This is a genomic window from Hymenobacter edaphi (genome assembly GCF_003258365.1).
Taxonomy (GTDB): Bacteria; Bacteroidota; Bacteroidia; order Cytophagales; family Hymenobacteraceae; genus Solirubrum; species Solirubrum edaphi.
The window spans coordinates 748,088-772,633 of sequence record NZ_QHKM01000001.1 but is presented as its reverse complement, the minus strand read 5'-3'; the positions used below and the strand labels follow the sequence as shown (position 1 = coordinate 772,633).

The following is a 24,546-nucleotide window of genomic DNA, read 5'->3' as shown; positions in this document are numbered from 1 at the left end:
GTGCTGCCCTCCTTCCTGCCTTTCCTGTTCCAGCCTTTCTTTGCTATGAAAACCTCCTACTCTTCCTCCCGCGCCACCTTGCTGCTGCTCTCCGGCCTCGGGCTGGCGCAGGTGAGCTACGCCCAAAGCGCGGCCACCGTGAGCGGCGCCGTGCGCTCCTCAGCCGGCGCCGTCATCGACTACGCCACCGTGACGCTGCACCGGGCCCAGGACTCGACCGTCGTCAAAACCGAGTTTAGTGACGACAAGGGGCTGTTTGCTTTCGAGCAGGCGCCGGCGGGGCAATACCTCGTGTCGGCTTCGCAGGTGGGCTTCGAGCGGCAATGGTCGCGGCCGTTTGGTGTGAGCGGCGAGAAAGTGAGCGTGCCGGCGCTGCTGCTGGCGGCCAGCGCGGCCACCCAGCTCAAGGAAGTGCAGGTGACGGGCACGCGGCCGCAGTTTGAGCGCCTGGCCGACCGCACGGTGGTCAACGTGGAAAACTCGCCGCTGTCGGCCGGCAATACCTCGCTGGACGTGCTGCGCCGCTCGCCGGGCGTGACGGTGGACGGCAGCGACAACCTGGCGCTGCGCGGGCGGCAGGGGCTGCTGGTGCTCATCGACGGCAAGCGGCAGCCGATGACGGGCACCGAGCTGGCCGACTACCTGCGCAACCTGCCGGCCGACCAGGTGAAGAACATCGAGCTGATAACCAACCCGCCGGCCAAGTACGACGCGCAGGGCGGCGCGGGCATCATTGCCATCAACCTGAAAAAGGACCAGAAGCTGGGCACCAACGGCTCCGCCAACCTCAGCTACGGCTACGGGCGCTACGGCAAGTTTACCTCGGGCCTGTCGCTGAACCACCGGCGCAAGAACCTGAACGTGTTCGGCACCTACACCTTCGCCGACCGCCGCAACTGGAACGCGCTGACCATCAACCGCGACTTTTTTGTAAATCAGGACGGGGTGCGGATGCTCACGGGCCGCTCGTTTCTGGACAACGAGGGCGTGGGCCACGGCCGCTCCCATAACTGGAAAGCGGGCCTTGATTACTACCTCTCCGAGCGCACCGTGCTGGGCGTGGTGGCCAACGGGCTGGCCCTGCAAACCGACAGCCGGGGCAGCAACGACGTCGTTTCCTACGCGCCCAACGGCAACGTGACCGAGCGTTACCAGTCGGTGAACCTGCGCGACGGCGACCTGCCCAACTACTCACTGAACGCCAACTTCCGGCACACCTTCCAGGACTCCCTGGGCCAGCACGAGTTGAGCGCCGATGCCGACTACGCCCGCTACGACTCGCGCCGCGGCCAGCAGCTCGATACCCGTTACACCCTGCCCGCGGAAACCCTGGACCGCCTGACCAGCGACCAGCGCAACGACCTGACTATTCAGTCGGTGAAGGCCGATTACACCCGGCCGCTGAGCAAGACCAGCCGGTTGGAGGCGGGCAGCAAAGTCAGCTGGGTGCTGTCGGACAACGACTTGCTGTTCAAAGTACCCGTCCGGCCCGGCGCCGTCGACGAACTGGTGCGCGACCCGAGCCGCTCCAACCGCTTCCGCTACGACGAAAACATCCTGGCCGGCTACGTGAGCGTGAGCCAGACCCTGCCCCAGTGGACGCTGCAGGCCGGCCTGCGCGGCGAGCAAACCAACGCCATCGGCCGGCCGGAAGCCGACTCGGGCCGCTTCGACCGGCACTACTTCCAGCTGTTTCCTTCGGCGGCCGTGAAGCACACCTTCTCCGACAAGAACGAGACCAGCCTCTCGCTAAGCCGCCGCATCGACCGGCCTTCCTACGGGCAGCTGAACCCCTTCCGCAGCTACATCAACCCCACGACTTACGGCGCCGGCAACCAGGACCTGCGCCCGCAAACCAGCTACAACCTGGAGCTGACCCACACCTTCCGGCAGAAGTACAGCGTGGGGCTGAGCTACGCCGTGACCAACAACCCCATCGTGGGCACGGTGCAGCCCGCCCCGGAAGGCGGCCGCACCGTGGTTTCGACCACCGAAAACCTGGACCGGCAGTTCAACTACGCCCTGACGCTGACCGCGCCGGTGGAAATTACCAAGTGGTGGAGCGTGTACAACAACGCGGTGCTCTACTACAGCCGCTTTCAGGGCAAGCTGGCCGGCACCACCCTCAACGCCGGCCGCCCGGCCTACAACCTGAGCAGCAACAGCACCTTCGTGCTGGGCCACGACTGGAAGGCCGACCTGAACGCCAACTACGACTCGCCCAACCGCTACGCCTACTTCGTGGGCCGCGGGCAGGGCCAGGTGTCGTTTGGGGTGCAGAAGGGGCTGTGGCACAACCGGGCCACGGTGAAGCTGAACGCAACGGACATCTTCTTCACCAACAAAACCCGCTCGACGGTGGCCTTTGACAACTACGGGGAGCGGTTTTTCCAGCGCTTCGAGTCGCGGGTGGTCACGCTGTCGTTGAACTACCGCTTTGGCAACGACAAGGTGGCGCCGAGCAAGCGCCGGGGCGGCGGGGCCGAGGACGAAAAGCGGCGCGCCGGCGGCAACTAGCGGGCGTCGGCTCCGGCAAGGCGCAGCCGAGCCGCAGGTCGATGCTGGCCTGCGGCTCGGCTGCGCCGCTGGCTGCCGCGTCATGTTTAACCCTCCGCCCATTCACGATATTTTTAACTGAAAATCAATATCTTAAATCCAATACGAAATTTTTCGTTGGCAATATGCAACGGCGGTAATGCTGCGTGGTCTTTGCCCCGGAATGCGCGTTGAGCCCTTGCCCACCACTGGCAGGCTCCGCTGATTTCCCCCTCCCCGTCTTGTAACCTTTTCGCTGGTGGTCAGTGTCCACGGGCGACCCGTCGACCAGGTTATACGAAAATTTTCGTACTGCTTTCCTGCCTTACCTCCTATGAAAAAAGCTACTTCCCTTTCCCCGGCCGCGACGCTCCGGCCGGCCCTTGCCGGTACCGGCACGGCCGGCGCCGTGGCCCTGGGCCTGCTGCTGGCGGCCGCGGCGCCGGCGCCGGCCCAAACCGCCCCCGCTGCCGGCAGCAACCCGGCGGCCAACGTCGCGGGCCGCATCAGCGGGGTGGTGCAGAACGCGGCCAGCAAGCAGCCGGTGGAGTTTGCCACGGTGGCCCTGCTGGCGGCAGGCAGCGACAAGGCGGTGCTGGCCGGCGCCTGCGACGAGAAAGGCGCCTTCGTGCTCGGCAACGTGCCGGTGGGCGATTACACGCTGGTGGTGAGCTTCGTGGGCTACCAGCCGCAGCGGGTGCCGGTGTCGGTGACGGCCGCACGGGCGGTGCTGGAGCTGCCCGCGGTGCTGCTGGCGGCCACCGCCACCCAGCTGGGCGAGGTGCAGGTGACGGGCGAGCGGGCCCTGGTGGAAAGCAAGGTGGACCGCCTCGTGTACAACGCCGACAAGGACCTGACCAACAGCGGCGGCACCGCCGCCGACGTGCTGCAGAAGGCCCCGCTGCTCACCGTGGACCTCGACGGCAACCTGCAGCTGCGCGGCTCCTCGAACATTCGGGTGCTGGTGAACGGCAAGCCCTCCACCCTGCTGGCCACCAACCTGGCCGAGGCGCTCAAGCAGATTCCGGCCGACCAGATCAAGTCGGTGGAGGTCATTACCGCGCCCTCGGCCAAGTACGACGCGGAGGGTACGGCCGGGGTGGTCAACATCATTCTGAAAAAGAACAACCTGGAGGGCAAGAGCGGCAACATCGGGGCCGGCGTGAGCAACCGCAACGCCTACGTAGGTGGCAACTTCAACCAGCGCCGCGGCAAGCTGGGGCTGAACTCGGGAATGGGCACCAACCCGTTCTTCAACATCGCCCGCAGCGCAGCCCGCCGCACCGACTACCTCACCGACACCACCCAGAGCCAGCTGCTGCAAACCGGGCGCTTCCGCAACTCGGGCTGGGGCCTGTGGGGCAACCTGGGCCTGGACTACGACCTGAGCCCGAAGGACGTGCTGAGTCTGGGCGTGCAGGGCAACTACCGCGGCTACCTCAACGACCGGCAGCAGTACACCGACTACCGGCTGTTTCGCACCGAGGCCGGAGCGCTGCGGCCGCTGTTTCTGGACGCCTACAACCGCGACATCGACACGCGCGAGGCCAACGGCAACGTGGACGTGAACCTGGGCTACACCAAGCAGCTGGCCCGGCCCAAGCAGGAGCTGAGCGTGCTCGGCCTCTACAGCCTGAACCTGGGCCGGCAGCGCTACCAGCTGGACCAGCAGCGCGGGGAGCTGACCGACTACCGCGAGCAGAGCCGCAACGACTCGCGCAACCGCGAAATCACCCTGCAGGCCGACTACGTGCAGCCGCTCGACAGCACCCAGACCCTGGAAACGGGCGCCAAAACCATCCTGCGCCACGTCGACAGCGACTACCGCATCGACGCCGACAGCCTGGACGGGCGCAGCTACCGCCCGGTGCCGGCCCGCTCCAACGAGTTCGGCTACGACCAGAACGTGTACGCGGGCTACGCCTCCTACGGCTTCGGCGTGGGCAAGAAGTGGACCTTCAAGGGCGGCGCCCGGCTGGAGCACACGCGCATCAGCGGGGAGTTTCGCAGCAGCGGCACGGTGCTGCGCACCAACTACACCAACCTGGCGCCCAACCTGATGGCCGCCTGGGCCCTGACGCCCGACCACACCCTGAAGCTGAGCTACTCGCGGCGCATTCAGCGGCCGGGCATCTGGTACCTGAACCCCTACATCAACACCGCCGACCGGCGCAACGTGTCGTCGGGCAACCCCAACCTGAACGCGGAGCTGACCGACGCCTACGAGCTGACCTACACCACCTTTATCAAGAAAAGCTCGGTGACGTTTTCGGGCTACTGGCGGCAGACCAACAACGCCATCGAGAGCGTGGCGCGGCTGGTGCCCGGCACCGAGCTGCTGGCCACCACCGACACGACCCGCATCCTCTACACGACCTTCCGCAACCTGGCCCGCAACGCCAACTACGGCCTCTCGGCCTTCGGCTCGACCAAGCTGACGGAAAAGTGGAGCCTGAGCGGCAACGCCAACTTCTACTGGCGGCAGGTGAGCAGCCCGGCGCTGGGGCTGTCGAACAGCGGGGGCATGTTCAACCTGAACCTGAACTCGTCGTGGCAGTTCGAGAAGGGCTGGAGCGCGCAGTTCTTCGCCTTCGCCAACTCGCGGCAGGTGACGCTGCAGGGCCGCAACTCGGGCTACCGCATCTACAGCCTGGGGGCCAAAAAGGAGTTCTGGGACAAGAAAGCCAACGTGGTGGTGGCCGTTATCAACCCCTTCAACGCCCGCCTGGCCTTTCGCAACGACCTGGCCACGCCCAGCTTCGACTACGAAAACAACTCCTACTTCTACAACCGGCAGATCCGGGTGAGCTTCTTCTACCGCTTCGGCAAGATGGACAACCAGAGCCGCCCGAAGAAGAGCATTCAGAACGACGACCAGAAGCAGGGCGGCGGCAGCAACGGCTAAGCCTCCCCGCGCCCGACCAGAAGCATTGTCACCGCAGCGCCGCCAGTGCGTGGGTGAGTGAATTGAGAAGCCCGCACCTCGCGGTGGCAATGTTTTTGGGGGGCTCGACCCGACGAGTGCCTAAGTATTTATCACGCTTCCCCATTTATCATTAATTCATACCACCTGTTTCTGGTCAAGTTGAGTTTGACGCTGAAATAGCAATTGCCACCGTCCATTACTATCACAAATCGAGTGCGCCAGTAGGGAGGCACCTTGCAGAAGCATCGCACCCACACTTCCTTCTCGCCTTGTTTATTCAGCACCGGAATCAACTGGCGGTTGTAGTTTCTCAGATCAATCAGCAAGCCTTGATCAATCGATTCCCGAGCAAATCTGCTTTGGGATAAGCGTCTGCGCTGCTGATTGTCCGTGTTGATGCAAGCCGCCAACAGCCGCTCCACCTGCCCTAACTCCTGCGCATTCAGCGGGGCAGCTCTTGCATCAGGAAACACCTTATACCCTATCGAATCGTAGGAAAGCACGGCCGTAGCCGATGCCGTAACGTTCTCCCAGGGTAGAGGCGCTTTGAGCGGCGTGTTCTTCGTTACCGTGGTAGTTTCCTCTGGTTGGCAGGCAGCAGCCAGCACCAGCAGCCCGGTACCCATCGTTACTCTCCGCAGCATAAGCATCAGTTCAGCCCGTACGTCACCGTAAGGTAGTACAGCCCGCCCACGCTCGGGCCGCCGAGAAAGGACACGTAGTAATCGTTCAGCACGTTGGTGGCGCCGAGCTTGAAGCGCAGGTCGGGCTTGGGCACGGTGTAGCTTAGCTGCGCATCGAGGGTGCCGTAGGCCGGCACGTAGCCGGTGACCAGGAAGGTCTGCGAATAGTAGCGCTGCTGCCAGCGGTAGTTCAGCCCGAAGCCCAGGCCGCGGAAGGCGTGCTCGTGGCCCAGGCTAAGGTTGTAGATCCAGCGCGGGGTGTTGAAGCCGTCTTCCAGCCCGTCGCCCGACTCGGTGCGGCGCAGGCGGGCGTAGGTGGCGTTGGCCCCGGCCAGCAGGCCGCCGGGCAGCTCGTAGCGCAGGCCCAGGGAGCCGCCGTAGTTGCTCACGCGGCTCTGGGAGTTGGTCCAGAGGCGGTAGCGGGCCTGGGTGGCGCGGGCATTCAGGGCGGTGGCCACGGTATTGGGGTCGGCGCTGGGGCTGAGTGGCTGGCCGGCGGCATCGAGCGGCACGTAGGCTTCCACCTGGGCAATAAAGTCCTGGTAGCGGTTGTAGTAGAAATCCACGTCGAGCAGCAGGCGGCCGCCGGGCAGCAGGGCCGCCTTGTAGCCCAGCTCCAGGGAGCGGATGTGCTCGGGCCGCAGGTAGGTGTAGGGATTCTTGCGCAGCAGGCCCTGGTTGTGCTCGATGGCGAGGCGGCGCTTGTCCGCCGCCGGCGCGCCGCTGGTGTTGGCGTTGACTTCGGCCGTCACGGCGGCGTTGAACTGGTCGATGCTGCTGCGCAGGTAGCTGCGCTCGAACACGCCGTCGGACATCACCCGCAGCCCGCCAATGCGCTTGACCTGCCCGCTGTTCACGTTCGAGAAGCCCTCGAACAAACTCGGAAACCGGTAGCCGCTCTGGTAGCTCAGCCGGAAGTGGTGCCGCGTGGTGGGCGACAGGACCGCCGTCAGCCGCGGGTTCAGCCGCACCGCGAAGTAGTCGTTTTTGTCGGCGCGCAGGGTGGCGGTGAGGCGCAGCCGCTCGCGCCAGAGCCGGGCGCCGGCCTGCACGAAGCCGCCGGTCTTGCCGTAGGTGAGCGGGCTGAACTGGTCGCGGCCCGGCCGGGGGTTGATGAAGTAGTTGCCGTCGGGCACGATGACGTAGGTGCGGTGGTCGAGGCCGGCGCGCAGGTCGTAGCGGGCGGGCAGGGCGGCCCAGGGGCCGCCGCGCAGGGCCTGGGCCACATCTACCTGAGTTTCGGCGTGGATCAGGTCGGCCTTTACCCGCAGCGCGGCGCCCTGGTCCCAGTTGTTGATGTCGGCCAGCTCCCGCAGCTTGGCCTCAAACTGCGACGTGCCGGGCGGCAGGCGGCCGGCATCGGCGGCCAGGCGGGCCGCGGCGTGGGCCTGCCCGACCGACTGCCCGGCCTGCACGGCGGCGTTCCAGGCGGCGGTATAGTCGGTTTTCCACTGCGCGTCCGACTTGAAGCTGCGGTCCAGGTTTTCGGCGGCGGAGCGCAGGTTGTAGCTGCGGCCGGTGTTTTCGTGGGTGAAGTAGGCCCGGGCCTGCACCAGCGGGGTGGTCAGCGCCAGGGCGTGCTGCTGCAGGGTGTAGCCCGCCAGCCGGAAGCGGTTGGAGCGTTGGTACACGTTGTCGAGGCCGGCCACGCGGTAGGTGTAGGCCAGCTCGGTGCGGGCCGCGGGGCGGAAGTGCAGGGCGGCGTCGGCCTTGAGGTTGCGCAGGCGGTAGTCCACCACGTCCAGCTCGCGGTAGCCGGTGCGGGCCACGGTGTAGTCCTTGCCGCCCAGGGTGAACGTGGAGCGGTTCGACGACTCGTTGCCGTAGCCGCTCACCGGGTCGTAGGCCGGGTTCGAGGGCCCGCCGGGCAGCCCGGCCGAGGCATTGCCCTGCGGGTACAGGTCCGTCGGGTCGCCTGCCACCCAGTCGTAGCCGCGGGTGTAGGTGCCGTTGACTTTAAACGCCCATTTCGAACTCAGCACCCGGGCGTAGCGCAAGCTGGTTTCGCTGAACAGCCGGGCCGCGCTGCTGGGGTCATTCAGGTGGTTGACGCCGGTTTTTTGCTGCGCGCTCAGGCCTTCGGAGCTGAACGGGCTGCGGGTCGTGAAGTTGGCCAGCCCGTTGATGGCGTTCAGCCCGTAGAGCGCCGCCGCCGTGCCCGGCACGATTTCCACCGCCGCAACATCCAGGTCGCTCGGGCCCAAAGCGTTGCCAATCGGCCCGCCGATATGCGGCGCCTGGTTGTCGACGCCGTCGACCAGCTGGGCGAAGCGCACGTTGGTGGTATTGGCGAAGCCGCGGGCGTTGATGACCTTGAAGCCCAGGCTGGGCGTGAGCACCTGCACGCCCTTCACCCCTTCGATGGCCTCGAAAAACGAGGGCGCCGGCGTCAGGCGCAGGGCCCGCGCGCCCAGCTTCTCCACCGTCACCGGCGACTGAAGGATGCTTTCCTCCACCCGCGAGGCCGTTACCACCACTTCGCTCAAGGCTATAGGCAGGTGGCGGGTCGTATCGGCCGTAGCGGCGGCACTGGCCGTCGGCGCGGTTTGGGCCGTAGCCGCGCCAAGTGGCCAGGCCGTCAGGCAGGAAAGCGCGGCGGCGGGCCGCAACCAGCGTAGCAATTCGCTCATGTAGTAACCCGGGTGAAGTAGTCGGCGGCGCAGCCTACAGCCGCCCGCTATGACGGGAAAGGGCACTTCGTTCGCATCCGCAATGAGGCGCTATTCCCGGCCAAACATAACGACACTGCGCCCCCGGGGTTACGTCAGCCGTGCAGGCGGGCCGTTTCGGCTTCTACAAACGCTTGAAAGCGAAGCTGCAGCGCCTCAAAATCGGCCACGGCCTGCGCGCCGGCGGCCGTTAGGTGAGCCCCGCCGCCGCGCTGCCCGCCGGTTTGGGTGCTCACCAGCGGCACCCGCGCCTGGGTGTTCATCGAGCTGACCAGCTCCCAGGCCCGCTTGTAGGACATGTTCATGGCCTTCGCGGCCTTGGAAATGGAGCCCAGCTGCTGAATACGCTGCAGCAGCTCCAGCCGCCCGATGCCGAGGAAACGGTCCGCGGGGCCTTCAATCCAGAGGCGGCCGTTGACGCGGAAAGTGACGGGGTCGGGTAAGACGTCTTTCATGGAAATAGCAGGGCGGCAGGGTTCCGCTTTTTGGCAAAATACGCGCCCCGGCTCTTACCGGTGCCAAAAGCAGCCCCATGCCTATTGCTTCCCCGACTGCAGGTATCCGTAGATCATCCTATCATAACTCAAAATTATTACCTTATTCAAGAATTATTTGTTTTATTTGGTTAAAATAGTTGCTACGCACGACAGGTCGCCAGTCTTTGAGGTGCGTGCGGATTCAGTTTTACCAGCCGTTCGTCCACCATTTGTGCGGCTCTTCGGCCGCCGATAATCCTCTCTGCCATGCCGTTGCTGTTCAATTCCACTGCTCCGACGCAGGTGGCTCCCACACGCGCGTCCCGGCCACGGTCGGCGGCGGCGCTGCTCCCCTACTCCGGCCCGGCCCTGATAGCGGTGCTGAGTCTGGGCATGTTGGTCAGGGTGTTTCACTTTGCCTACGACCGGTCCTTCTTCATCGACGAAATTTACCTGAACGTCAACTTCGTCGGGCGCAGCTTTTGGCAGCTAGCCACCGAGCCCCTGCTCTACGAACAGAAAGCGCCCCTGGGCTACCTCTGGACGGTGAAATTATTCGCGGTGCTGTTTGGGCCGGGGCAGCAGGCGCTGCGGCTGTTTTCGCTGCTCAGCAGCCTGGCCGCCTTGCTGGTGCTGGTGCCGGTGGCCCGGCATTTTCTGCGGCCCTGGGGCGTGGTGGCCGCCGTGGCCCTGCTGGCCGCCTCCGATTCCTGCATCTACCACGCCCTCGAAGCCAAGCAGTACGCCGTGGAATTGCTGGCCACGCTGCTGGCCCTGTGGCTCTACATCCGCTACCAGCCGGTGCCCAGCCGGCGCGGGCAACTGCAGTGGGGTTTGTTCGGCGCCCTGCTGGTGTGGTTTTCCTTCCCGGTGATATTCGTGCTGGCCGGCATGGCCGTAGCCCTGGGCTGCGCGGCCCTGCTGCGCCGCGACTGGCCACAGGTGCGGGCCTACGTGCTGCCCTTCAGCTGCTGGCTGCTGAGCTTCGGGCTGCAGTACGCGCTCTACATCAGCAAGTTTCCGCAGTCGGCCTGGCTGATGGACTTCTTCGACCAGCAGTACGACGCCTTCATGCCCTGGTCGCCGACGGCGCTGCTGCCCTGGCTGGCGCACAAAACCTACATGCTCACCCAGCACCCGTTGGGGCTGATGCCGCACAAGGAAGACTCCGAGTTTCTGCTGTTTTCGCCCTGGCGCTACGTGGTGAAGCTGGGCTGGCTGCACCTGGGCTTTCTGCTGGCCGGCGCCGCCCTGCTGCTGCGCGCCAACCGGCTGAAGTTCTTCGTGCTCACCCTGCCCATAGCCCTGATGCTGGTGGCCTCGGGCCTGGGCGTGTACCCGGTTTTCGAGCGGTTTACGCAGTTTCTGGCCCCGGCCCTGATGCTGATGGCCGCTTACGGGCTCGACCGGTTTCTCTACGCCTTTACGCCCCGCTTCCGGGCCGCGCCGCTGGTGCTGCTCGTCTTCTTCGCCCCGCCGTTTTACAACACCGCGGCCCAGGCCCTGAACCCCGCCCGGTTCAAAAACCGCGAATACAACCGCGAGGTCATCATGTACGCCAACGCCCACTACCAGCCGGGCGACGTGGTGTACCTGTTCTGGAACATGCGCCACGTGTACGAATACTACCAGGGTGCTTACGGCCTGCGCTTCACACCGGTAAAGGGCAGCAACGTGAAAAACGAGTCGCGCAACGCGGCGGAGTTCATGCAGAAGCTGCAGCCGGACCTGACCCGGCTGCAGGGTGCCCGCCGCGTCTGGTTCGTGTACGACTTCGTGAACCGGGACCCCATCGGCGACTACGCCAACCAGCCGGCCTGGTACCACGAGGACGCCTTCAAACCCACCCAGCCGCTGGAGGCCTATTTCGCGCAGCACGGCCGCCGCACCGATTTCTTCCAATTGGGGCCGCACACCGCCAGCCTCTACGAAATGCGCCGGAGCGGCCCGTCAGCCGGCTCCAAGCCCTGATCGGGACCTGGCAGACCGCGCCGGGCGGATGGTGTAGCACGGGCTTCCGCCCGCGTCCCCGTTGAACGAATTCGACCTAACGGACGCGGGCTTCCGCCCGCGCTACACCGACGATGACACGGGCATCTGGAGGAAATGAGACCGGTCAAAACCCCGAATATATTTTTCCCAGTTTTTTATTTAACAATTCAAATAAAATCTATAACATTACGACGGACAATTAATACATCAGCATGGAATGGCAACATATCAAGGCCGTTATCTTCGATGTTGACGGAACGCTGTACACGCAGGGCAAACTCCGCCGGAAGATGCTCGTGGCGCTGCTGAGCCACTACGCGCTGCGACCCTGGCGCCTGCGCGACATGCTGATTCTGCGCCGCTTCCGGCACGAGCGGGAGAAAAACCTGGCCTACGCCGGCCCCGACCTGGAGGCAGACCAGTACGCCTGGTGCGCCGACAACCGCCCGGCGGCCATTCCGGCCATCCGCGAAGTAGTGGGGCGCTGGATGTTTGAGCACCCTAACCGCTACCTGCGCGGCTGCATGTATCCCGGCATTGGCGAGTTTTTCGCCGTGCTGCGGGCCCGCCGCATCCCCATCGGCATCTACTCCGACTACCCCGCCCACGCCAAGCTGGCGGCCATGGGGCTGAAGGCCGATGTTGTCATCAGCTCCACCGACGCGGCCGTCAACCGCCTGAAGCCCAACCCACGGGGCCTGCTGCTCATGGCCGAGGAGTTGGGCCTGGCACCCGAAGAATGCCTGTTCATTGGCGACCGGCCCGAACTGGATGGCGAGTGCGCCCGCCGCGCGCACATGCCCTTCCTGCTGGTCGAGCAGAAACCCCTGCCGGAATTCGACTTCTACCACGGCCTCACGCGCCAGCTCCGGGCCACCAAAACCACCACTTCTCATGAACCAGACCCCTGTACTCTCCAACGCTGAAGAGACGCCACAGGCCATTATCCCGGCCGGCCTCAAGGACTACGTGGCCATTGCCCGCCCCGACAACTGGGTGAAAAACGTGTTTATGATGCCCGGGGTGCTCTTCGCCCTCATCGTGTTCAACCCCGCCATCGACGCGGCGCTGCTGGTGAAGGTGGTGCTGGGCATCGTCAGCACCTGTCTGGTAGCTTCGGCCAACTACGTCATCAACGAGTACCTCGACGCGGAATTCGACAAGTTTCACCCGCTCAAGAAGAAACGCACCTCGGTGGTGCGGGTGGTCAGGCCGGCCCTGGTATACGCCGAATGGCTGGGCCTCGCGCTGCTGGGCTTCGCCATTGCCTACCAGATCAGCATGCAGTTTCTGCTGGTGTCGATGTTTTTGCTGTTCATGGGCGTGATGTACAACGTGCGCCCCTTCCGCACCAAGGAGCGGGCCTACATCGACGTGCTGTCGGAGTCGGTGAACAACCCGATTCGCTTCGCGCTGGGCTGGTTTACGGTGGCGCCGGTGGTGGCCCTGGCCGATCTGGATTCGTTTCAGCTGCTGAACAGCTTTCCGCCGAGCAGCATCATCGTGGCCTACTGGATGGGCGGGGCCTTCCTGATGGCCACCAAGCGCTTCGCCGAGTACCGCCTCATCGGCGACCCGGAGCGCGCCGGGCTGTACCGCCGCTCGTTTAAGTTCTACACCGAGCACAGCCTGCTCATCTCGATGTTCTTCTACGCCCTCACCTGCGCGTTTTTCCTGGGCATCTTCCTGATCAAGAACCGCGTGGAGCTGCTGGTGAGCTTCCCCTTCTTCGCGCTGCTGTTTTCGTGGTACCTGCGCATCGGCCTGCTCAAGGATTCGCCGGTGCAGGGCTCCGAGAAGCTGTACACCCGCTACTGGTTTATGACCTACGTGGTGCTCTTCTGCCTGCTGCTGACGGGCCTGATGTTCATCAACATTCCGCCGCTGCACAACCTGCTGCAGGACCACTACAACCTGGGCCGCTAGCCCGCGGGGCCGCCGCTTCCTCCACCTCCTGCCCTTCCTGCTATGTCTGTTCTGTCCTTCGCGGTCAGCGCCCCGGCCCGGCCCCGGCCCACCACCCCGGTGGCGGACTCCGGGCCGGCGCGGACCCGCCGTGTGTCCTGGCACCGCTTGCTGTACCTGGTGCTGGCCGTGGGCATTGCGCTGCGGCTGGTGCATTTCTTCTACAGCCGCTCCTTCGTCACCGATGAGCTGTACCTCGGCGTCAACCTGATCCGCAAGGGTTACTGGGCGCTGGTGACCGAGCCGTTTGCCTACCAGCAAAAGGCCCCCATCGGCTACCTATGGGCGGTGAAGACGGTGGCGCTGGTGTTCGGCTACGGCGAAAAGTCCCTGCGGCTGGTGTCGCTGCTGGCCGGCATCGGCTCCTTGCTGGTGCTGGTGCCCGTGGCGCGCTACTTCCTGAAGCCCTGGACGGTGGTAGTGGCCGTGGCCATTATGGCGTTTTCCTCGGCCTGCGTATTTCACTCCATCGAGGCCAAGCAATACGCCACCGAGCTATTCACGGCCGTGGTGGCCGTGTGGCTCTACACCCGCTACCGGGCCCGCACCGACGTGGCTTCCCTGCTGGCCTGGGGGCTGCTGGGCAGCGCGCTGCTGTGGTTTTCGTTTTCGCTGATTTTCGTGCTGGCCGGCATCGGGCTGGGGCTGAGCCTGCACGCCGTGGCCCGGCGGCAGTGGCGCACGTTGTTCTTGTACGCTATTCCGTTCGGGCTGTGGGTCGTTAGCTTCGGCGCGCAGTACCTGCTCATTACCAGCAAGTACCACGAGTCGGGCTGGCTGATTGACTACTTCGACCGCATGGACCAGGCCTTTATGCCGATGCCGCCCTCTGTGGCCAGCGCGAAGTGGCTGGCGCACAAACTGTACCTGACGCTGCTGCACCCGCTGAGCCTGATGCTGGACCTCGACGGCAACCTCGACGCGCTCAACCGCCATCCGCTGCGCTACGTCTTCAAGATGGGCTGGCTGCACCTGATCTGCCTGGCCGTGGGCGCAGTGTACTTTGCTCGCAAAGACCGGCTGAACTTTGCCGTACTGCTGCTGCCGATGCTGCTGGCCGTAGCGGCTTCCGCCGTGAAAGTCTACCCCTTCCACGAGCGGTTCACGCTGTTTCTGCTGCCGGCGCTACTCATTGTCATCAGCCTGGGCGTGGAGTACCTGCAGCGGCGCCTGAGCGGCCGCCCGGCCTGGTTCGGGCTGCTGCTGGCGCTGTTCTTCGCGCCCACGGTCATCACCGCCGCCCGCGAAGCCGCCGACCCGCGCCTGGCCATGCACACCGAGTACAGCCGCGAGGCCATCATGTACGTGAATGAGCACTACCGCCCCGGCGACGCGGTGTACGTGTTCTGGAACATGAACCAGAGCTACGAGTACTACCAGCTGGCCTACCCGCTGAAGTTCCGGGCCGCGACGGGCAGCTTCGTGAAAAACGAGGCCAGCGGCCCGGCCGACTACCTGCGCCGCCTGCAGCCCGATTTCGACCAGCTGCGGGGCGCCCGCCGCGTCTGGCTGCTCTACGACAACCAGAACCGCAACGCCATCGGCGACTACGTGACCCTGCCCGCCTGGTACCACCAGGAAGATTTCAGCCCGCCGGGCCTGCTGCAAGGGCACTTCGGCACGCTGGGCCAGAAGGTGGAGCAGGTCCAGTACAACCGCAACACGGTGGTGCTGTACGAGCTGCGGCCCCAGCCCGCCTCCCGCACGACGCCCCGGCCGGCCCTGCGCCCGAAAAAAGCCGCCGCGAAGCCGGCTGTGGCACGCTAAACTGACTTCTCTACGGCAAACGTCACGCGGCCCCTCGCACTCCGGGGCCGCGTGACATTTACCCCCTAAGATTTTCTCTGTCAGCGGCAAGCCTCGGCCTGCAACCCTGCGCTATATCTGAAGTGTCTATTATTTACCGACGGCCGCTCCGACTCCCGGCGTCGCGCTTCAGGCTATGAAACGACTGTTGCTGCTCGGGCTGCTGCTGGCGGCGGGCCCGGGCTTCGCCCAGCTGACCCGGCTGCCCGCCCCGGCCACCGACGAAGCCCTGCCCATCGACGTGCGGCGCGTTCCGGCCGATGTGGTATGGGGCCTTGAAACCTCGCTGCACCGCCCCCGCCGCGGGCCGCTGCTCGTCGTCGACGGCCGCGTGCTGCCTGATTCGGCCAACCTGCCGCCGGCCGAAGACATCATCGGGCTGCGGGAGCTGGAGCCCGCCGAGGCGGTGGCGCGGTTTGGCTCCCGGGCCTCCCGCGGGGCCCTGCTGATCGAAACGCAAAAGCAGCCGCGCGCCCCCCGGCGCCCCCGATAAACCCGACGGCCGCAGCGTCCCCGCTTGGCCGCGGCGCGGCGCGGGCCGAACCGCGGCTATGCTCCCCGCGGCAGGTCGAACAGCCCGCCACGGGGGCAGCCGTATGGAATCAGCATCCTGTTCGCATCCAGCCCGTAGATCTATTCACCGCCAACTGCTTCGCTATGCCCCGTTTCCGCCACCCCCTACTCGCCGCCGTGCTTTTCGGCCTGACGGCTGCCACCGCCCGGGCCCAGGAGCCCGCCCAGGCCACGCAACAGGCTACCCTGGCCCAGGAGCCGCCGGCTCCCCGGCCGGTCGTTGTGCGCTGCCACATGAGCGTTGTGCCGGGGCAGGAGCCGCTTTACATCATCGACGGCACGCCGGCCACCCCGGAGCAGATGCGCCGCCTGAGCCCGCACGCCATCGAGAAGGTGAACGTCGTGTCGGCGGCGCAGGCCGCGGCGCTCTACGGCAGCCAGGCCCTGAACGGCGCCATCATCATCACGACCAAGCCCGCGCGCAAGCAGCAGGCCGAGCTGTTCAAGCGGCAGCAGCAGCTGCCCATGAAGCAGATGCCATAAGCGGCGCCGGCCACATCGGGGGCGCTGCATGCCTCGTCGGCGGCCTTTGGCTGTTCCAGGCTCCAGCGCCGGGCACAAAAAAAACCGGTCTTTCGACCGGCTTTTTCGCTTCTGCACTTCCGCTTACGCCCCTTTCGGGCTCAGCGTGATGTAGGGGATGATGCACTCCTCCAGGGAAATCCCGCCGTGCTGGAAGGTGTCCTTGTAGAAGTTCACGTAGTAGTTGTAGTTGTTGGGGTAGGCGAAGAAATAGTCGCCCACGGTGAAGACGTAAGCCGTCGACACGTTTTCGCGGGGCAGAAACACCCGCTCCGGCTTGCGCACCACGTACACGTCGCGCGACTCGTCGAAGCCCAGGTTTTTGCCGTGCTTGTAGCGCAGGTTGGTGTTGGTGTTCCGGTCGCCCACGATTTTGTAGGGCCGCTTGCAGCGGATGGTGCCGTGGTCGGTGGTGATGATGAGCTTGCCCTTCTTGTCGGCAATGACCTGCAGCATCTCGTAGAGCGGGGAGTGCAGAAACCACGAGCGGGTGATGCTGCGATAGGCCGATTCGTCGGCGGCCAGCTCCCGGATCATGGCCATGTCGGTGCGGGCGTGGCTGAGCATGTCCACGAAGTTGTAGACGATGACGTTCAGCTTGTAGTTGTTGTGCAGGTTGGGCATTTTGCCCAGCAGGTCCTTGCCCGCCTGCAGGTTGGTGACCTTGTTGTAGCTGAACTTCTGCTTCTGGTTGTTTTTCTGGAAGTTGATTTCCATGAACTCCGCCTCGTGCAGGTTCTTGCCTTCGTCGTCGTCGTCCCACACCCACAGGTTCGGGTACTTCTTCTGAATCTCGCCGGGCATCATGCCCGAGAAGATGGCGTTGCGGGCGTAGGCCGTGGTGGTGGGCAGGATCGAGTAGTACATTTCCTCCGTGTCCACCGTGAACATTTCGGCAATGATGGGCTCCAGCACCTTCCACTGGTCGTAGCGCAGGTTGTCGATGAGCACGAAGTACACCGGGGTGTCGCCGGTCTGCTTCATCAAGGGAAACACGCGCTCCTTGAACAGCTGGTGCGACATCAGCGGGGCGTCCTTGTCGTCGCCGTTCACCCAGTCCTCGTAGTTCTCGGTGATAAAGCGGCCGAAGTAGGTGTTGGCCTCGTCCTTCTGCATGTTGAAGACGTCGGCCATGCTCTTGCCCTCCGTCTCGTTGATTTCCAGCTCCCAGTAGGTCAGCTTCTTGTACACGTCGGCCCACTCGGCGGGGCTCAGCCGGTCGGAGAGCTGCATGCCCAGCTGCCGAAAGTCGCGCTGGTAGGAGCTGTTGGTTTTCTCGGAGACGAGGCGCTTGTTGTCGAGCACCTTCTTCACCGACAGCAGAATCTGGTTCGGGTTGACGGGCTTGATGAGGTAGTCGGCAATCTTGGAGCCGATGGCTTCCTCCATGATGTGCTCCTCCTCGCTCTTGGTAATCATAATCACCGGCAGCGTGGGCTTGGCGGCCTTGATTTCGGCCAGGGCTTCGAGGCCGGTGATGCCGGGCATGTTCTCGTCGAGGAACACGAGGTCGTAGTTTTTCTCCTGGACCTCGTCGATGGCGTCGGCGCCGGAGTTGACGCCCGTCACGTCGTAGCCCCGCTCCTTCAGAAACAGGATGTGCGGCTTGAGCAGGTCAATTTCGTCGTCGGCCCAGAGGATGCTGTAACGTTGCATGCAGTGTAGTTCGGGTTGAGAGGAAGTGTGGCGTGCGAAGGCCACTTGCGGCAGGCGAAGCCCCCACGCGCCGCCGGTTTAGCGGTGCGCAACCTAACGTATCAGGGCCGATTTATGATGCGGCGCCGGCACGAAAGGCCGTCAGGCTTCGCCAGAAGCTAACCCCAAACCGGGGGTTAGGGTTGCATAGAGCCCGCGCTATGTAGCTGATCCATCGACCAACGCCGGGCTTTTCTCGCCCACACCGGCTGCTACGGCGCCGCGCGGCTTTTTTCGCCCCCACCCGGCGCCCGTGCTTTCCGTACCACTGAATCCGACTACTTTTCGGCCCCCAAACTCCTTTCCGCGCCCTTGAACAAGCGAAAAATCCTGAACGACCCGGTTTACGGGTTCGTCAGCGTCCCGACCGAGCTGATCTTCGACCTCATCGAGCACCGCTACTTTCAGCGGCTGCGGCGCATCAAGCAGCTCGGCCTGACGGATTTTGTGTACCCCGGCGCCCTGCACACGCGCTTTCACCACGCCCTGGGCGCCATGCACCTGATGTCCTTGGCGCTGCGCACCCTCAAGGACAAGGGCGTGCGCATCACCGCCCAGGAAGGCGAGGCGGCCCAGATTGCCATCCTGCTCCACGACATCGGCCACGGCCCCCTTTCCCACGCCCTGGAGCACGCCCTGTTCGAGGACGTGCCCCACGAGCGGATTTCGCTGCACCTGATGGAGCTGCTCAACCAGGAGTTCGGCGGGCGTTTGCAGCTGGCCATCGACATCTTCCAGGGCTCCTACCCGCGGCCGTTCTTCCACCAGCTGGTCAGCAGCCAGCTGGACATGGACCGGCTCGACTACCTCAACCGCGACTCGTTCTACTCGGGCGTGAAGGAGGGCCAGCCCGGCGCCGACCGCCTCATCAAGATGCTCACCATCAGCCCCGACGAGCGGCTGGTGCTGGAGGAAAAGGCGGTGTACAGCATCGAAAACTTCCTGGTGAGCCGCCGCGTGATGTACTGGCAGGTGTACATGCACAAGGCCGTCACGTCGGCCGAGCAGATGGTCATCCGCCTGATGGAGCGGGCCCGCGACCTGGCCCGCGCGGGCGTGCTGGTGCCGGCCTCGCCCGAGCTGAGCTACTTCCTGCTGAACCCGGTGCGCATGCTCGACTTCGAGGACGACCCGGCCATCATCCAGCGCTTCGTGCGGCTCGACGACACGGATATCTGGTCGGCGGTGAAAAGCTGGGCGGCGCACCCGGATTTCGTGCTGTCGTTTCTGGCCCACAGCCTGCTGGAGCGCCGCCTCTTCAAAATCACGCTCGACAACCAGCCGCTCGACGCGGATTTCAAGCTGGGCATCACCGAGCTGATTGCCGAGCATTTCCGTCTGCCGATGGAGGAAGCGGCCCTGCTCATGATTGCCGGCCGCATCAGCAACCACGCCTACGACACTTCCGGCGACGACGCCATCAACGTGCTCACCAAGCGCGGCCACGTCATCGACGTGGCCCAGGCATCTGATTTGCCGAATATCAGCTCCCTGAGCACGCGGGTGGAGAAATACTACGTCTGCTACCCCAAGGAAATTACCGGGACGTAGCGGCAGCCTGCTCCGCCGGCCTTGCGCGGAAGAACGACGGTGGCACCGGCCGCTCCTGGCGAGCAAAGCGAAGCAACCGCAGGAAGACGTAGTCAATCTTTCCCCGCGGCCCCCGAAACCAGCACCGCCCGAAACTGCAGTTACTGTTTGCGTTCTGCGGCTTCTTGGTTAGCCGGTATTTTTTGGCGGTGCTACTGGAGGACGGCTTGCTTCGGCTGCGCCTCGCAATGACTGCCACCCGCGCCGCCCACCCTGCTCGGTTTACCATGTGAAACCGCAAACCAAGCCTCCCACAACCAAAAACCAGATACTTTTGCCGCCTATGGAATTCACGGTAGGCCAGATTGCGGGCGTTTTGAACGGCACGGTGGAGGGCGACGCCACCCTGCGCGTCGACCGGCTCGCCAAAATCGAAGAAGCCCGCGCGGGCGCCGTTGCGTTTTTGTCGAACCCCAAGTACGAGCCCCACCTCTACTCCACGGGCGCCTCGGCCGTCATCGTGAGCCGCACGCTGGAGCTGAAGCAGCCAGTGACGGCCGCGCTCATCCGCGTCGACGACCCCTACCTGGGCTTCACCGCCCTGCTGGAGTTCTACCAGCAATTCACCCGCGCTGGCAAGCGCGGCGTGGAGCAGCCCAGCTTCGTGGGCCCGGGCTCCGCCATCGGCGACGAGGGCTACCGCGGCGCCTTCAGCTACGTGGGCGACAACTGCCAGATCGGCCGCGGGGTGCTCATCTTCCCCCACGCCACCATCGGCGACCGGTGCCGCATCGGCGAGGGCACCATTATCTACGCCGGGGCCAAAATCTACGCCGACACCGTCATCGGCGCCCGGTGCGTCATTCACGCCGGCGCGGTCATCGGCTCCGACGGGTTCGGCTTCGCCCCGCAGCCGGATGGCTCCTACCGGCCCATTCCGCAGATCGGCAACGTGGTGCTGGAAGACAACGTGAGCATCGGCGCCAACGCCACCATCGACTGCGCCACGATGGGCTCGACCATCATCCGGGAAGGCTCCAAAATCGACAACCTGGTGCAGATTGCCCACAACGTGGAAATCGGTCGGCACACCGTCGTGGCCTCGCAGTCGGGTATTTCGGGCTCCACCAAAGTGGGCAACTACTGCGTGCTGGCGGGCCAGGTGGGCCTGGCCGGGCACCTCACCCTGGCCGACCGCACCACCGTCACGGCGCAGTCGGGCGTGGGCAAATCGGTGAAGGAGGAAGGCACTTTCCTGCAGGGGGCCCCGGCCTTCAACCTGCGCGACTCGCTGCGGGCCAACGCCGTATTTCGGCATTTGCCGGACCTGGAGCGCCGCCTGCTGAAGCTGGAACGCGCCCAGGAGAAGCCAGACGCGGCGGAAAAGTCATAGCTTTGCGGGCCGATTGTTGGCAGTTATCAGTTGGGGGTTGTCAGTTGTCGGGGCTTAGCGGCCCTTGATGTCACGAACTGGCAACTGGCAACTAACAACTGGCAACTCCCTACTGACATCATGTTCGACAAACAGCATACGATTAAGGCCCCGGTCACCGTGAGCGGCGTGGGCTTGCACACGGGCGTTCAGGCCACCATGACCTTCTGCCCGGCTCCGGTGGGCCACGGCTTCAAGTTCCAGCGCATCGACCTGGACGGTCAGCCCACCGTCGACGCCGACGTGGACAACGTGGTGGACCTCTCGCGGGGCACTACGATTGAGCAGAACGGCGCCCGCGTCAACACCGTGGAGCACACGCTGGCCGCCCTGGTGGGCCTGCAGATCGACAACGTGCTGATCCAGCTCGACGGCCCCGAGCCGCCCATCATGGACGGCTCGTCGCTGCCCTTCATCGAGGCGCTGCAGACGGTGGGCCTGGAGGAGCAGAACGCGCTGCGCAACTACTTCGAAATCCCGAACGAAATCCGCTTCGTCGACCACTCGCGCGGCGTGGAGCTGGCCGCCCTGCCGCTCAACGACTACCGCGTGACGGTGATGGTGGACTACAACTCCCCGGTGCTCGGCTCGCAGCACGCCTCGCTCACGAACATCACGCAGTTTGCCGACGATATTGCCGCCTCGCGCACCTTCTGCTTTCTGCACGAGCTGGAGGCGCTCTACAAGTCGAACCTGATCAAGGGCGGCGACCTGTCGAACGCCATTGTGGTGGTCGACCGCGTGGTGAGCGAGGAGGAGCTGGGCGAGCTGGCCACCATGCTGGGCAAGCCCAAGGTGGCCGTCAAGAAGGAAGGCATCCTCAACAACGTGGATTTGCGCCACAAAAACGAGCCGGCCCGCCACAAGCTGCTCGACGTGGTGGGCGACCTGGCCCTGGTGGGCCGCCCGCTGAAAGGCCAGATCCTGGCGGCCCGCCCCGGCCACGCGGCCAACGTGGCCTTCGCCAAGAAGATCAAGAAGAAGATGCTGGAGGTGGACTCCTCCCCGGTGCCGCACTACGACCCTTCGCGGCCGCCGGTGCTGGACATCAACCAGATAGCCGCGACGCTGCCCCACCGCTACCCCTTCCTGCTCATCGACAAGATCATTCACCTCGACGCCACCACGGTGACGGGCGTGAAGAACGTGACGATGAACGAGCCGTTCTTCCCCGGCCACTTTCCCGGCAACCCGGTGATGCCCGGCGTGCTGCAGATCGAGGCCATGGCCCAGACCGGCGGCATCCTGGTGCTGCACACCGTGCCCGACCCGGAAAACTACTGGACCTACTTCCTCGGCATCGAGAACTGCCGCTTCCGCCGCATGGTGAAGCCCGGCGACACCATCATCTTCAAGTGCCAGCTGGTGTCGCCCATCAAGCGCGGCATAGCCAAGATGCGCGGGCAGGCCTTCGTGAACGGTAAAGTGGTGATGGAGGCCGAAATGTCGGCCAGCATCGTCCGGAAAGACGCCTAAGTTTTTGAATTAATAATTAATAATCAAGAATGAATAATTGGCGGTTTCTCCCTGACTGTCAATTAGCTGCAAATATGCCAGCTGGCGCCGTTTGCCGCAATTCTTAATTATTAATTCTTAATTATTAATTCAACCCAATGACCCAGCCCCTCGCCTACATTCACCCCGAAGCCCGCATTGCCCAGAACGTGGTGGTGGAGCCCTTCAGCACCATTGCGCACGATGTCGAAATCGGGGAAGGCACCTGGATTGGACCCAACGTCACCATCATGGCGGGGGCCCGAATCGGCAAAAACGTCAAGATTTTCCCCGGCGCCGTTATCAGCGCCATTCCGCAGGACCTCAAGTTCGCGGGGGAAAAAACCACCGCCCACATCGGCGACAACACCGTCATTCGGGAGTGCGTGACGATTAACCGCGGCACCGTGGACCGCATGAAGACCGTGGTGGGCGCCAACTGCCTGCTGCAGGCCTACGTGCACATTGCCCACGACTGCGTGGTGGGCGACAACTGCATCCTGTCGAACACCACCCAGCTGGCCGGCCACGTGGTCATCGGCGACTGGGCCATTCTGGGGGGCACCTCGGCCGTGCACCAGTTCGTCAACATCGGGCAGCACGCCTTCGTGGGCGGCGGCTCGCTGGTGCGCAAGGACGTGCCGCCCTTCATCAAAGTGGGCCGCGAGCCGCTGACCTACGCCGGCGTCAACTCGGTGGGCCTGCGCCGCCGCGGCTTCTCCGAGTCGGCCATCCTGCAGATTCAGCAGTGCTTCCGCCTGCTGTTCATGAGCGGGCTGAACACCAGCGACGCCCTCGACAAGATCGAGCTGGAACTGCCGCCCTCCCCCGAGCGCGACGAGGTGGTCAACTTCGTGCGCAACTCCTCGCGCGGCATCGTGAAGGGCTATTCGCGCAACGGCAACGGTGCAGATTGAGGCCCGGGGGCTGGGCAAACGCTTCGGCCGCGACTGGATTTTCCGGGACCTGACCCGCACGTTCCGTCCCGGCACGGCCGTGGCCCTGCTGGGCCCGAACGGCTCGGGCAAAAGCACCCTGCTGCAGACGCTGGCGGCCTACACCCTGCCTTCGGCCGGGGAGCTGCACTACGCCCTTGGGGGCCAGGCCGTGCGGCCCGACGACGTGGCCCGGCACCTGGCCCTGTGCGCGCCCGCGCTGGAGCTGATTGAGGAGCTGAGCCTGGCCGAGCTGGTGCAGTTCCACGCGCGTTTCCGCCCGCTGCGGGCCGGGCTGTCGGCGGCGCAGTTCATCGAGCGGCTGCAGCTACCGCACGCGCGCCACAAGCTGCTGCGCGACTTTTCCTCGGGCATGAAGCAGCGCGTCAAGCTTGGGCTGGCCCTGTACGCCGAGGCGCCGCTGCTGCTGCTCGACGAGCCCACCACCAACCTCGACCGCGCCGGCGTGGCCTGGTACCACGAGCACGTGGCGGCCACCGTGGCGGGCCGGCTGGTGCTGGTGTCGAGCAACGTGGAGGAGGAATACGCCTTCTGCCAGGAGCGCCTGACGGTGACGGATTTTGCCCCGCGCCGCTAGGCGGAGCATGGCCGGTTTCTGCTTAAATTCGAGAAGATTCGACTGCTCAATCTGGGCAATTGAGCACGGCCGCGGCCCAAAAATCATTCCATGATTTTGGCTTAAAAATCCTTGTAACCCCGTTCCTACTGCCTGCGTTTGCGGGCTTAATTCGGCCTTGATTCGGTTCCAGCGCCTACTTTTGCCACTGCTTTAACTTCTTACCTTACCCCCTCACATGAGAAGCTACGACGACTTCGACGACGACGACGACCTGCTCGGTGACGATGACGAGCTGGATACTCCCCCGGCCGGCGCCAAGTCGGCTCGCAGCGGCGGCCGCAAGGGTGCTTCCGCGGAAGACTCCCTGGGCGCCAAGTACGCCGATTACCTGATGTGGCGCGACACCGGCTCCTCGCACGACGAGGCGCTGGATTTGGCCAACCTGACCGAAGACGAATTCTCGGCCGCCGAAGCCCAGGAAGACCCGGAAGGCTCCAACCGCTACGGCACCCTGGACGACGATGACGACGACCTGGGCCTCGACGACGAGGACAGCTACGAAGCCCAGCGCCGCAGCCGCCGCGGTGGCCGCGACGACGATGACGACTTCTAGGATTTAGTGCTCGGTGCTGAGTGCATAGCGCCTAGCCCCCAGGCAGCTTCTGAAAGCAAAAAGGCCCGCTGGACTATTCCAGCGGGCCTTTTTCGTTGCCAGATCCAAGCACCAGGCAAT

18 protein-coding genes are annotated in these 24,546 nt (G+C 64.6%); 14 read left to right on the top strand and 4 right to left on the bottom strand.

What is annotated here, in order from left to right:
- Positions 1-45 precede the first annotated feature (45 nt).
- Positions 46-2,517: a TonB-dependent receptor gene (locus DLM85_RS03115; RefSeq protein WP_111477484.1), complete on the top strand. Its 2,472-nt coding sequence runs from the start codon at positions 46-48 to the stop codon at positions 2,515-2,517.
- Between the two features lie 352 nt (positions 2,518-2,869).
- Positions 2,870-5,440 (top strand): TonB-dependent receptor, encoded by a 2,571-nt coding sequence (locus tag DLM85_RS03110; protein WP_111476596.1) that lies wholly within the window; start codon positions 2,870-2,872, stop codon positions 5,438-5,440.
- Between the two features lie 131 nt (positions 5,441-5,571).
- Here the strand turns inward: DLM85_RS03110 and DLM85_RS03105 are convergent, their stop codons facing one another.
- From DLM85_RS03105 to DLM85_RS03095, 3 genes are all read right to left on the bottom strand, one after another.
- Positions 5,572-6,087, bottom strand: coding sequence for a hypothetical protein (locus tag DLM85_RS03105; protein WP_133256860.1), 516 nt, complete (start codon positions 6,085-6,087; stop codon positions 5,572-5,574).
- Between the two features lie 23 nt (positions 6,088-6,110).
- A complete protein-coding gene (locus DLM85_RS03100) occupies positions 6,111-8,774 on the bottom strand; it encodes a TonB-dependent receptor (protein WP_111476594.1) in 2,664 nt (887 codons plus the stop codon).
- A gap of 134 nt (positions 8,775-8,908) precedes the next feature.
- A complete protein-coding gene (locus DLM85_RS03095) occupies positions 8,909-9,268 on the bottom strand; it encodes a winged helix-turn-helix domain-containing protein (RefSeq protein WP_111476593.1) in 360 nt (119 codons plus the stop codon).
- A gap of 288 nt (positions 9,269-9,556) precedes the next feature.
- Here DLM85_RS03095 and DLM85_RS03090 point away from each other — a divergent pair, with 288 nt between their 5' ends.
- The 6 genes from DLM85_RS03090 to DLM85_RS03065 all read left to right on the top strand — a co-directional run bounded on the left by DLM85_RS03090 (position 9,557) and on the right by DLM85_RS03065 (position 16,108).
- Entirely contained in the window at positions 9,557-11,260 is a 1,704-nt protein-coding gene (locus tag DLM85_RS03090) for a glycosyltransferase family 39 protein (RefSeq protein WP_111476592.1), read from the top strand.
- Between the two features lie 233 nt (positions 11,261-11,493).
- A complete protein-coding gene (locus DLM85_RS03085) occupies positions 11,494-12,207 on the top strand; it encodes an HAD family hydrolase (protein WP_111476591.1) in 714 nt (237 codons plus the stop codon).
- Positions 12,176-13,207: a UbiA family prenyltransferase gene (locus tag DLM85_RS03080; RefSeq protein ID WP_111476590.1), complete on the top strand. Its 1,032-nt coding sequence runs from the start codon at positions 12,176-12,178 to the stop codon at positions 13,205-13,207. Before DLM85_RS03085 ends, DLM85_RS03080 begins: the two co-directional genes overlap by 32 nt.
- A gap of 42 nt (positions 13,208-13,249) precedes the next feature.
- Positions 13,250-15,013: a glycosyltransferase family 39 protein gene (locus DLM85_RS03075; RefSeq protein WP_111476589.1), complete on the top strand. Its 1,764-nt coding sequence runs from the start codon at positions 13,250-13,252 to the stop codon at positions 15,011-15,013.
- 175 nt (positions 15,014-15,188) lie between these two features.
- Positions 15,189-15,545, top strand: coding sequence for a hypothetical protein (locus DLM85_RS03070; protein ID WP_133256859.1), 357 nt, complete (start codon positions 15,189-15,191; stop codon positions 15,543-15,545).
- Positions 15,546-15,709: 164 nt separating this feature from the next.
- Positions 15,710-16,108: a TonB-dependent receptor plug domain-containing protein gene (locus DLM85_RS03065; protein ID WP_111476587.1), complete on the top strand. Its 399-nt coding sequence runs from the start codon at positions 15,710-15,712 to the stop codon at positions 16,106-16,108.
- Positions 16,109-16,231: 123 nt separating this feature from the next.
- Here the strand turns inward: DLM85_RS03065 and porX are convergent, their stop codons facing one another.
- Positions 16,232-17,803 carry a T9SS response regulator signal transducer PorX gene (porX, locus tag DLM85_RS03060; protein WP_111476586.1) on the bottom strand — a complete coding sequence of 524 codons (1,572 nt, stop codon included), beginning with the start codon at positions 17,801-17,803 and terminating at the stop codon, positions 16,232-16,234.
- 351 nt (positions 17,804-18,154) lie between these two features.
- On the opposite strand from porX, the gene DLM85_RS03055 reads away from it, so the two are divergent.
- The 6 genes from DLM85_RS03055 (at position 18,155) to DLM85_RS03030 (ending at position 24,426) form a co-directional block, all read left to right on the top strand.
- On the top strand, positions 18,155-19,393 hold the full coding sequence (locus tag DLM85_RS03055; protein WP_111476585.1) for an HD domain-containing protein: 1,239 nt from the start codon (positions 18,155-18,157) through the stop codon (positions 19,391-19,393).
- A 322-nt stretch (positions 19,394-19,715) separates the two neighbouring features.
- Positions 19,716-20,765: a UDP-3-O-(3-hydroxymyristoyl)glucosamine N-acyltransferase gene (gene lpxD / locus DLM85_RS03050; protein ID WP_111476584.1), complete on the top strand. Its 1,050-nt coding sequence runs from the start codon at positions 19,716-19,718 to the stop codon at positions 20,763-20,765.
- A 120-nt stretch (positions 20,766-20,885) separates the two neighbouring features.
- Positions 20,886-22,280, top strand: coding sequence for a bifunctional UDP-3-O-[3-hydroxymyristoyl] N-acetylglucosamine deacetylase/3-hydroxyacyl-ACP dehydratase (locus tag DLM85_RS03045; RefSeq protein ID WP_111476583.1), 1,395 nt, complete (start codon positions 20,886-20,888; stop codon positions 22,278-22,280).
- Between the two features lie 137 nt (positions 22,281-22,417).
- The gene (gene lpxA / locus DLM85_RS03040) at positions 22,418-23,215 is read left to right on the top strand and encodes an acyl-ACP--UDP-N-acetylglucosamine O-acyltransferase (RefSeq protein WP_111476582.1); all 798 of its coding nucleotides are present in this window, start codon (positions 22,418-22,420) and stop codon (positions 23,213-23,215) included.
- Positions 23,205-23,831 carry an ABC transporter ATP-binding protein gene (locus DLM85_RS03035; RefSeq protein ID WP_111476581.1) on the top strand — a complete coding sequence of 209 codons (627 nt, stop codon included), beginning with the start codon at positions 23,205-23,207 and terminating at the stop codon, positions 23,829-23,831. The genes lpxA and DLM85_RS03035 overlap by 11 nt, the downstream gene beginning before the upstream one ends.
- A 217-nt stretch (positions 23,832-24,048) precedes the next feature.
- A complete protein-coding gene (locus DLM85_RS03030) occupies positions 24,049-24,426 on the top strand; it encodes a hypothetical protein (RefSeq protein ID WP_111476580.1) in 378 nt (125 codons plus the stop codon).
- Positions 24,427-24,546: the final 120 nt, after the last annotated feature.

Excerpts from the sequence above, each read along its gene's own strand:
- DLM85_RS03110 (WP_111476596.1), top strand. The coding sequence starts at position 2,870 with ATGAAAAAAGCTACTTCCCTTTCCCCGGCCGCGACGCTCCGGCCGGCC.
- DLM85_RS03065 (WP_111476587.1), top strand. The coding sequence starts at position 15,710 with ATGCCCCGTTTCCGCCACCCCCTACTCGCCGCCGTGCTTTTCGGCCTG.
- DLM85_RS03085 (WP_111476591.1), top strand. The coding sequence starts at position 11,494 with ATGGAATGGCAACATATCAAGGCCGTTATCTTCGATGTTGACGGAACG.
- DLM85_RS03105 (WP_133256860.1), bottom strand. The coding sequence starts at position 6,087 with ATGGGTACCGGGCTGCTGGTGCTGGCTGCTGCCTGCCAACCAGAGGAA.
- DLM85_RS03070 (WP_133256859.1), top strand. The coding sequence starts at position 15,189 with ATGAAACGACTGTTGCTGCTCGGGCTGCTGCTGGCGGCGGGCCCGGGC.
- lpxA (WP_111476582.1), top strand. The coding sequence starts at position 22,418 with ATGACCCAGCCCCTCGCCTACATTCACCCCGAAGCCCGCATTGCCCAG.
- lpxD (WP_111476584.1), top strand. The coding sequence starts at position 19,716 with ATGGAATTCACGGTAGGCCAGATTGCGGGCGTTTTGAACGGCACGGTG.
- DLM85_RS03100 (WP_111476594.1), bottom strand. The coding sequence starts at position 8,774 with ATGAGCGAATTGCTACGCTGGTTGCGGCCCGCCGCCGCGCTTTCCTGC.
- DLM85_RS03115 (WP_111477484.1), top strand. The coding sequence starts at position 46 with ATGAAAACCTCCTACTCTTCCTCCCGCGCCACCTTGCTGCTGCTCTCC.
- DLM85_RS03075 (WP_111476589.1), top strand. The coding sequence starts at position 13,250 with ATGTCTGTTCTGTCCTTCGCGGTCAGCGCCCCGGCCCGGCCCCGGCCC.
- DLM85_RS03090 (WP_111476592.1), top strand. The coding sequence starts at position 9,557 with ATGCCGTTGCTGTTCAATTCCACTGCTCCGACGCAGGTGGCTCCCACA.
- DLM85_RS03045 (WP_111476583.1), top strand. The coding sequence starts at position 20,886 with ATGTTCGACAAACAGCATACGATTAAGGCCCCGGTCACCGTGAGCGGC.
- DLM85_RS03095 (WP_111476593.1), bottom strand. The coding sequence starts at position 9,268 with ATGAAAGACGTCTTACCCGACCCCGTCACTTTCCGCGTCAACGGCCGC.
- porX (WP_111476586.1), bottom strand. The coding sequence starts at position 17,803 with ATGCAACGTTACAGCATCCTCTGGGCCGACGACGAAATTGACCTGCTC.
- DLM85_RS03030 (WP_111476580.1), top strand. The coding sequence starts at position 24,049 with ATGAGAAGCTACGACGACTTCGACGACGACGACGACCTGCTCGGTGAC.
- DLM85_RS03080 (WP_111476590.1), top strand. The coding sequence starts at position 12,176 with ATGAACCAGACCCCTGTACTCTCCAACGCTGAAGAGACGCCACAGGCC.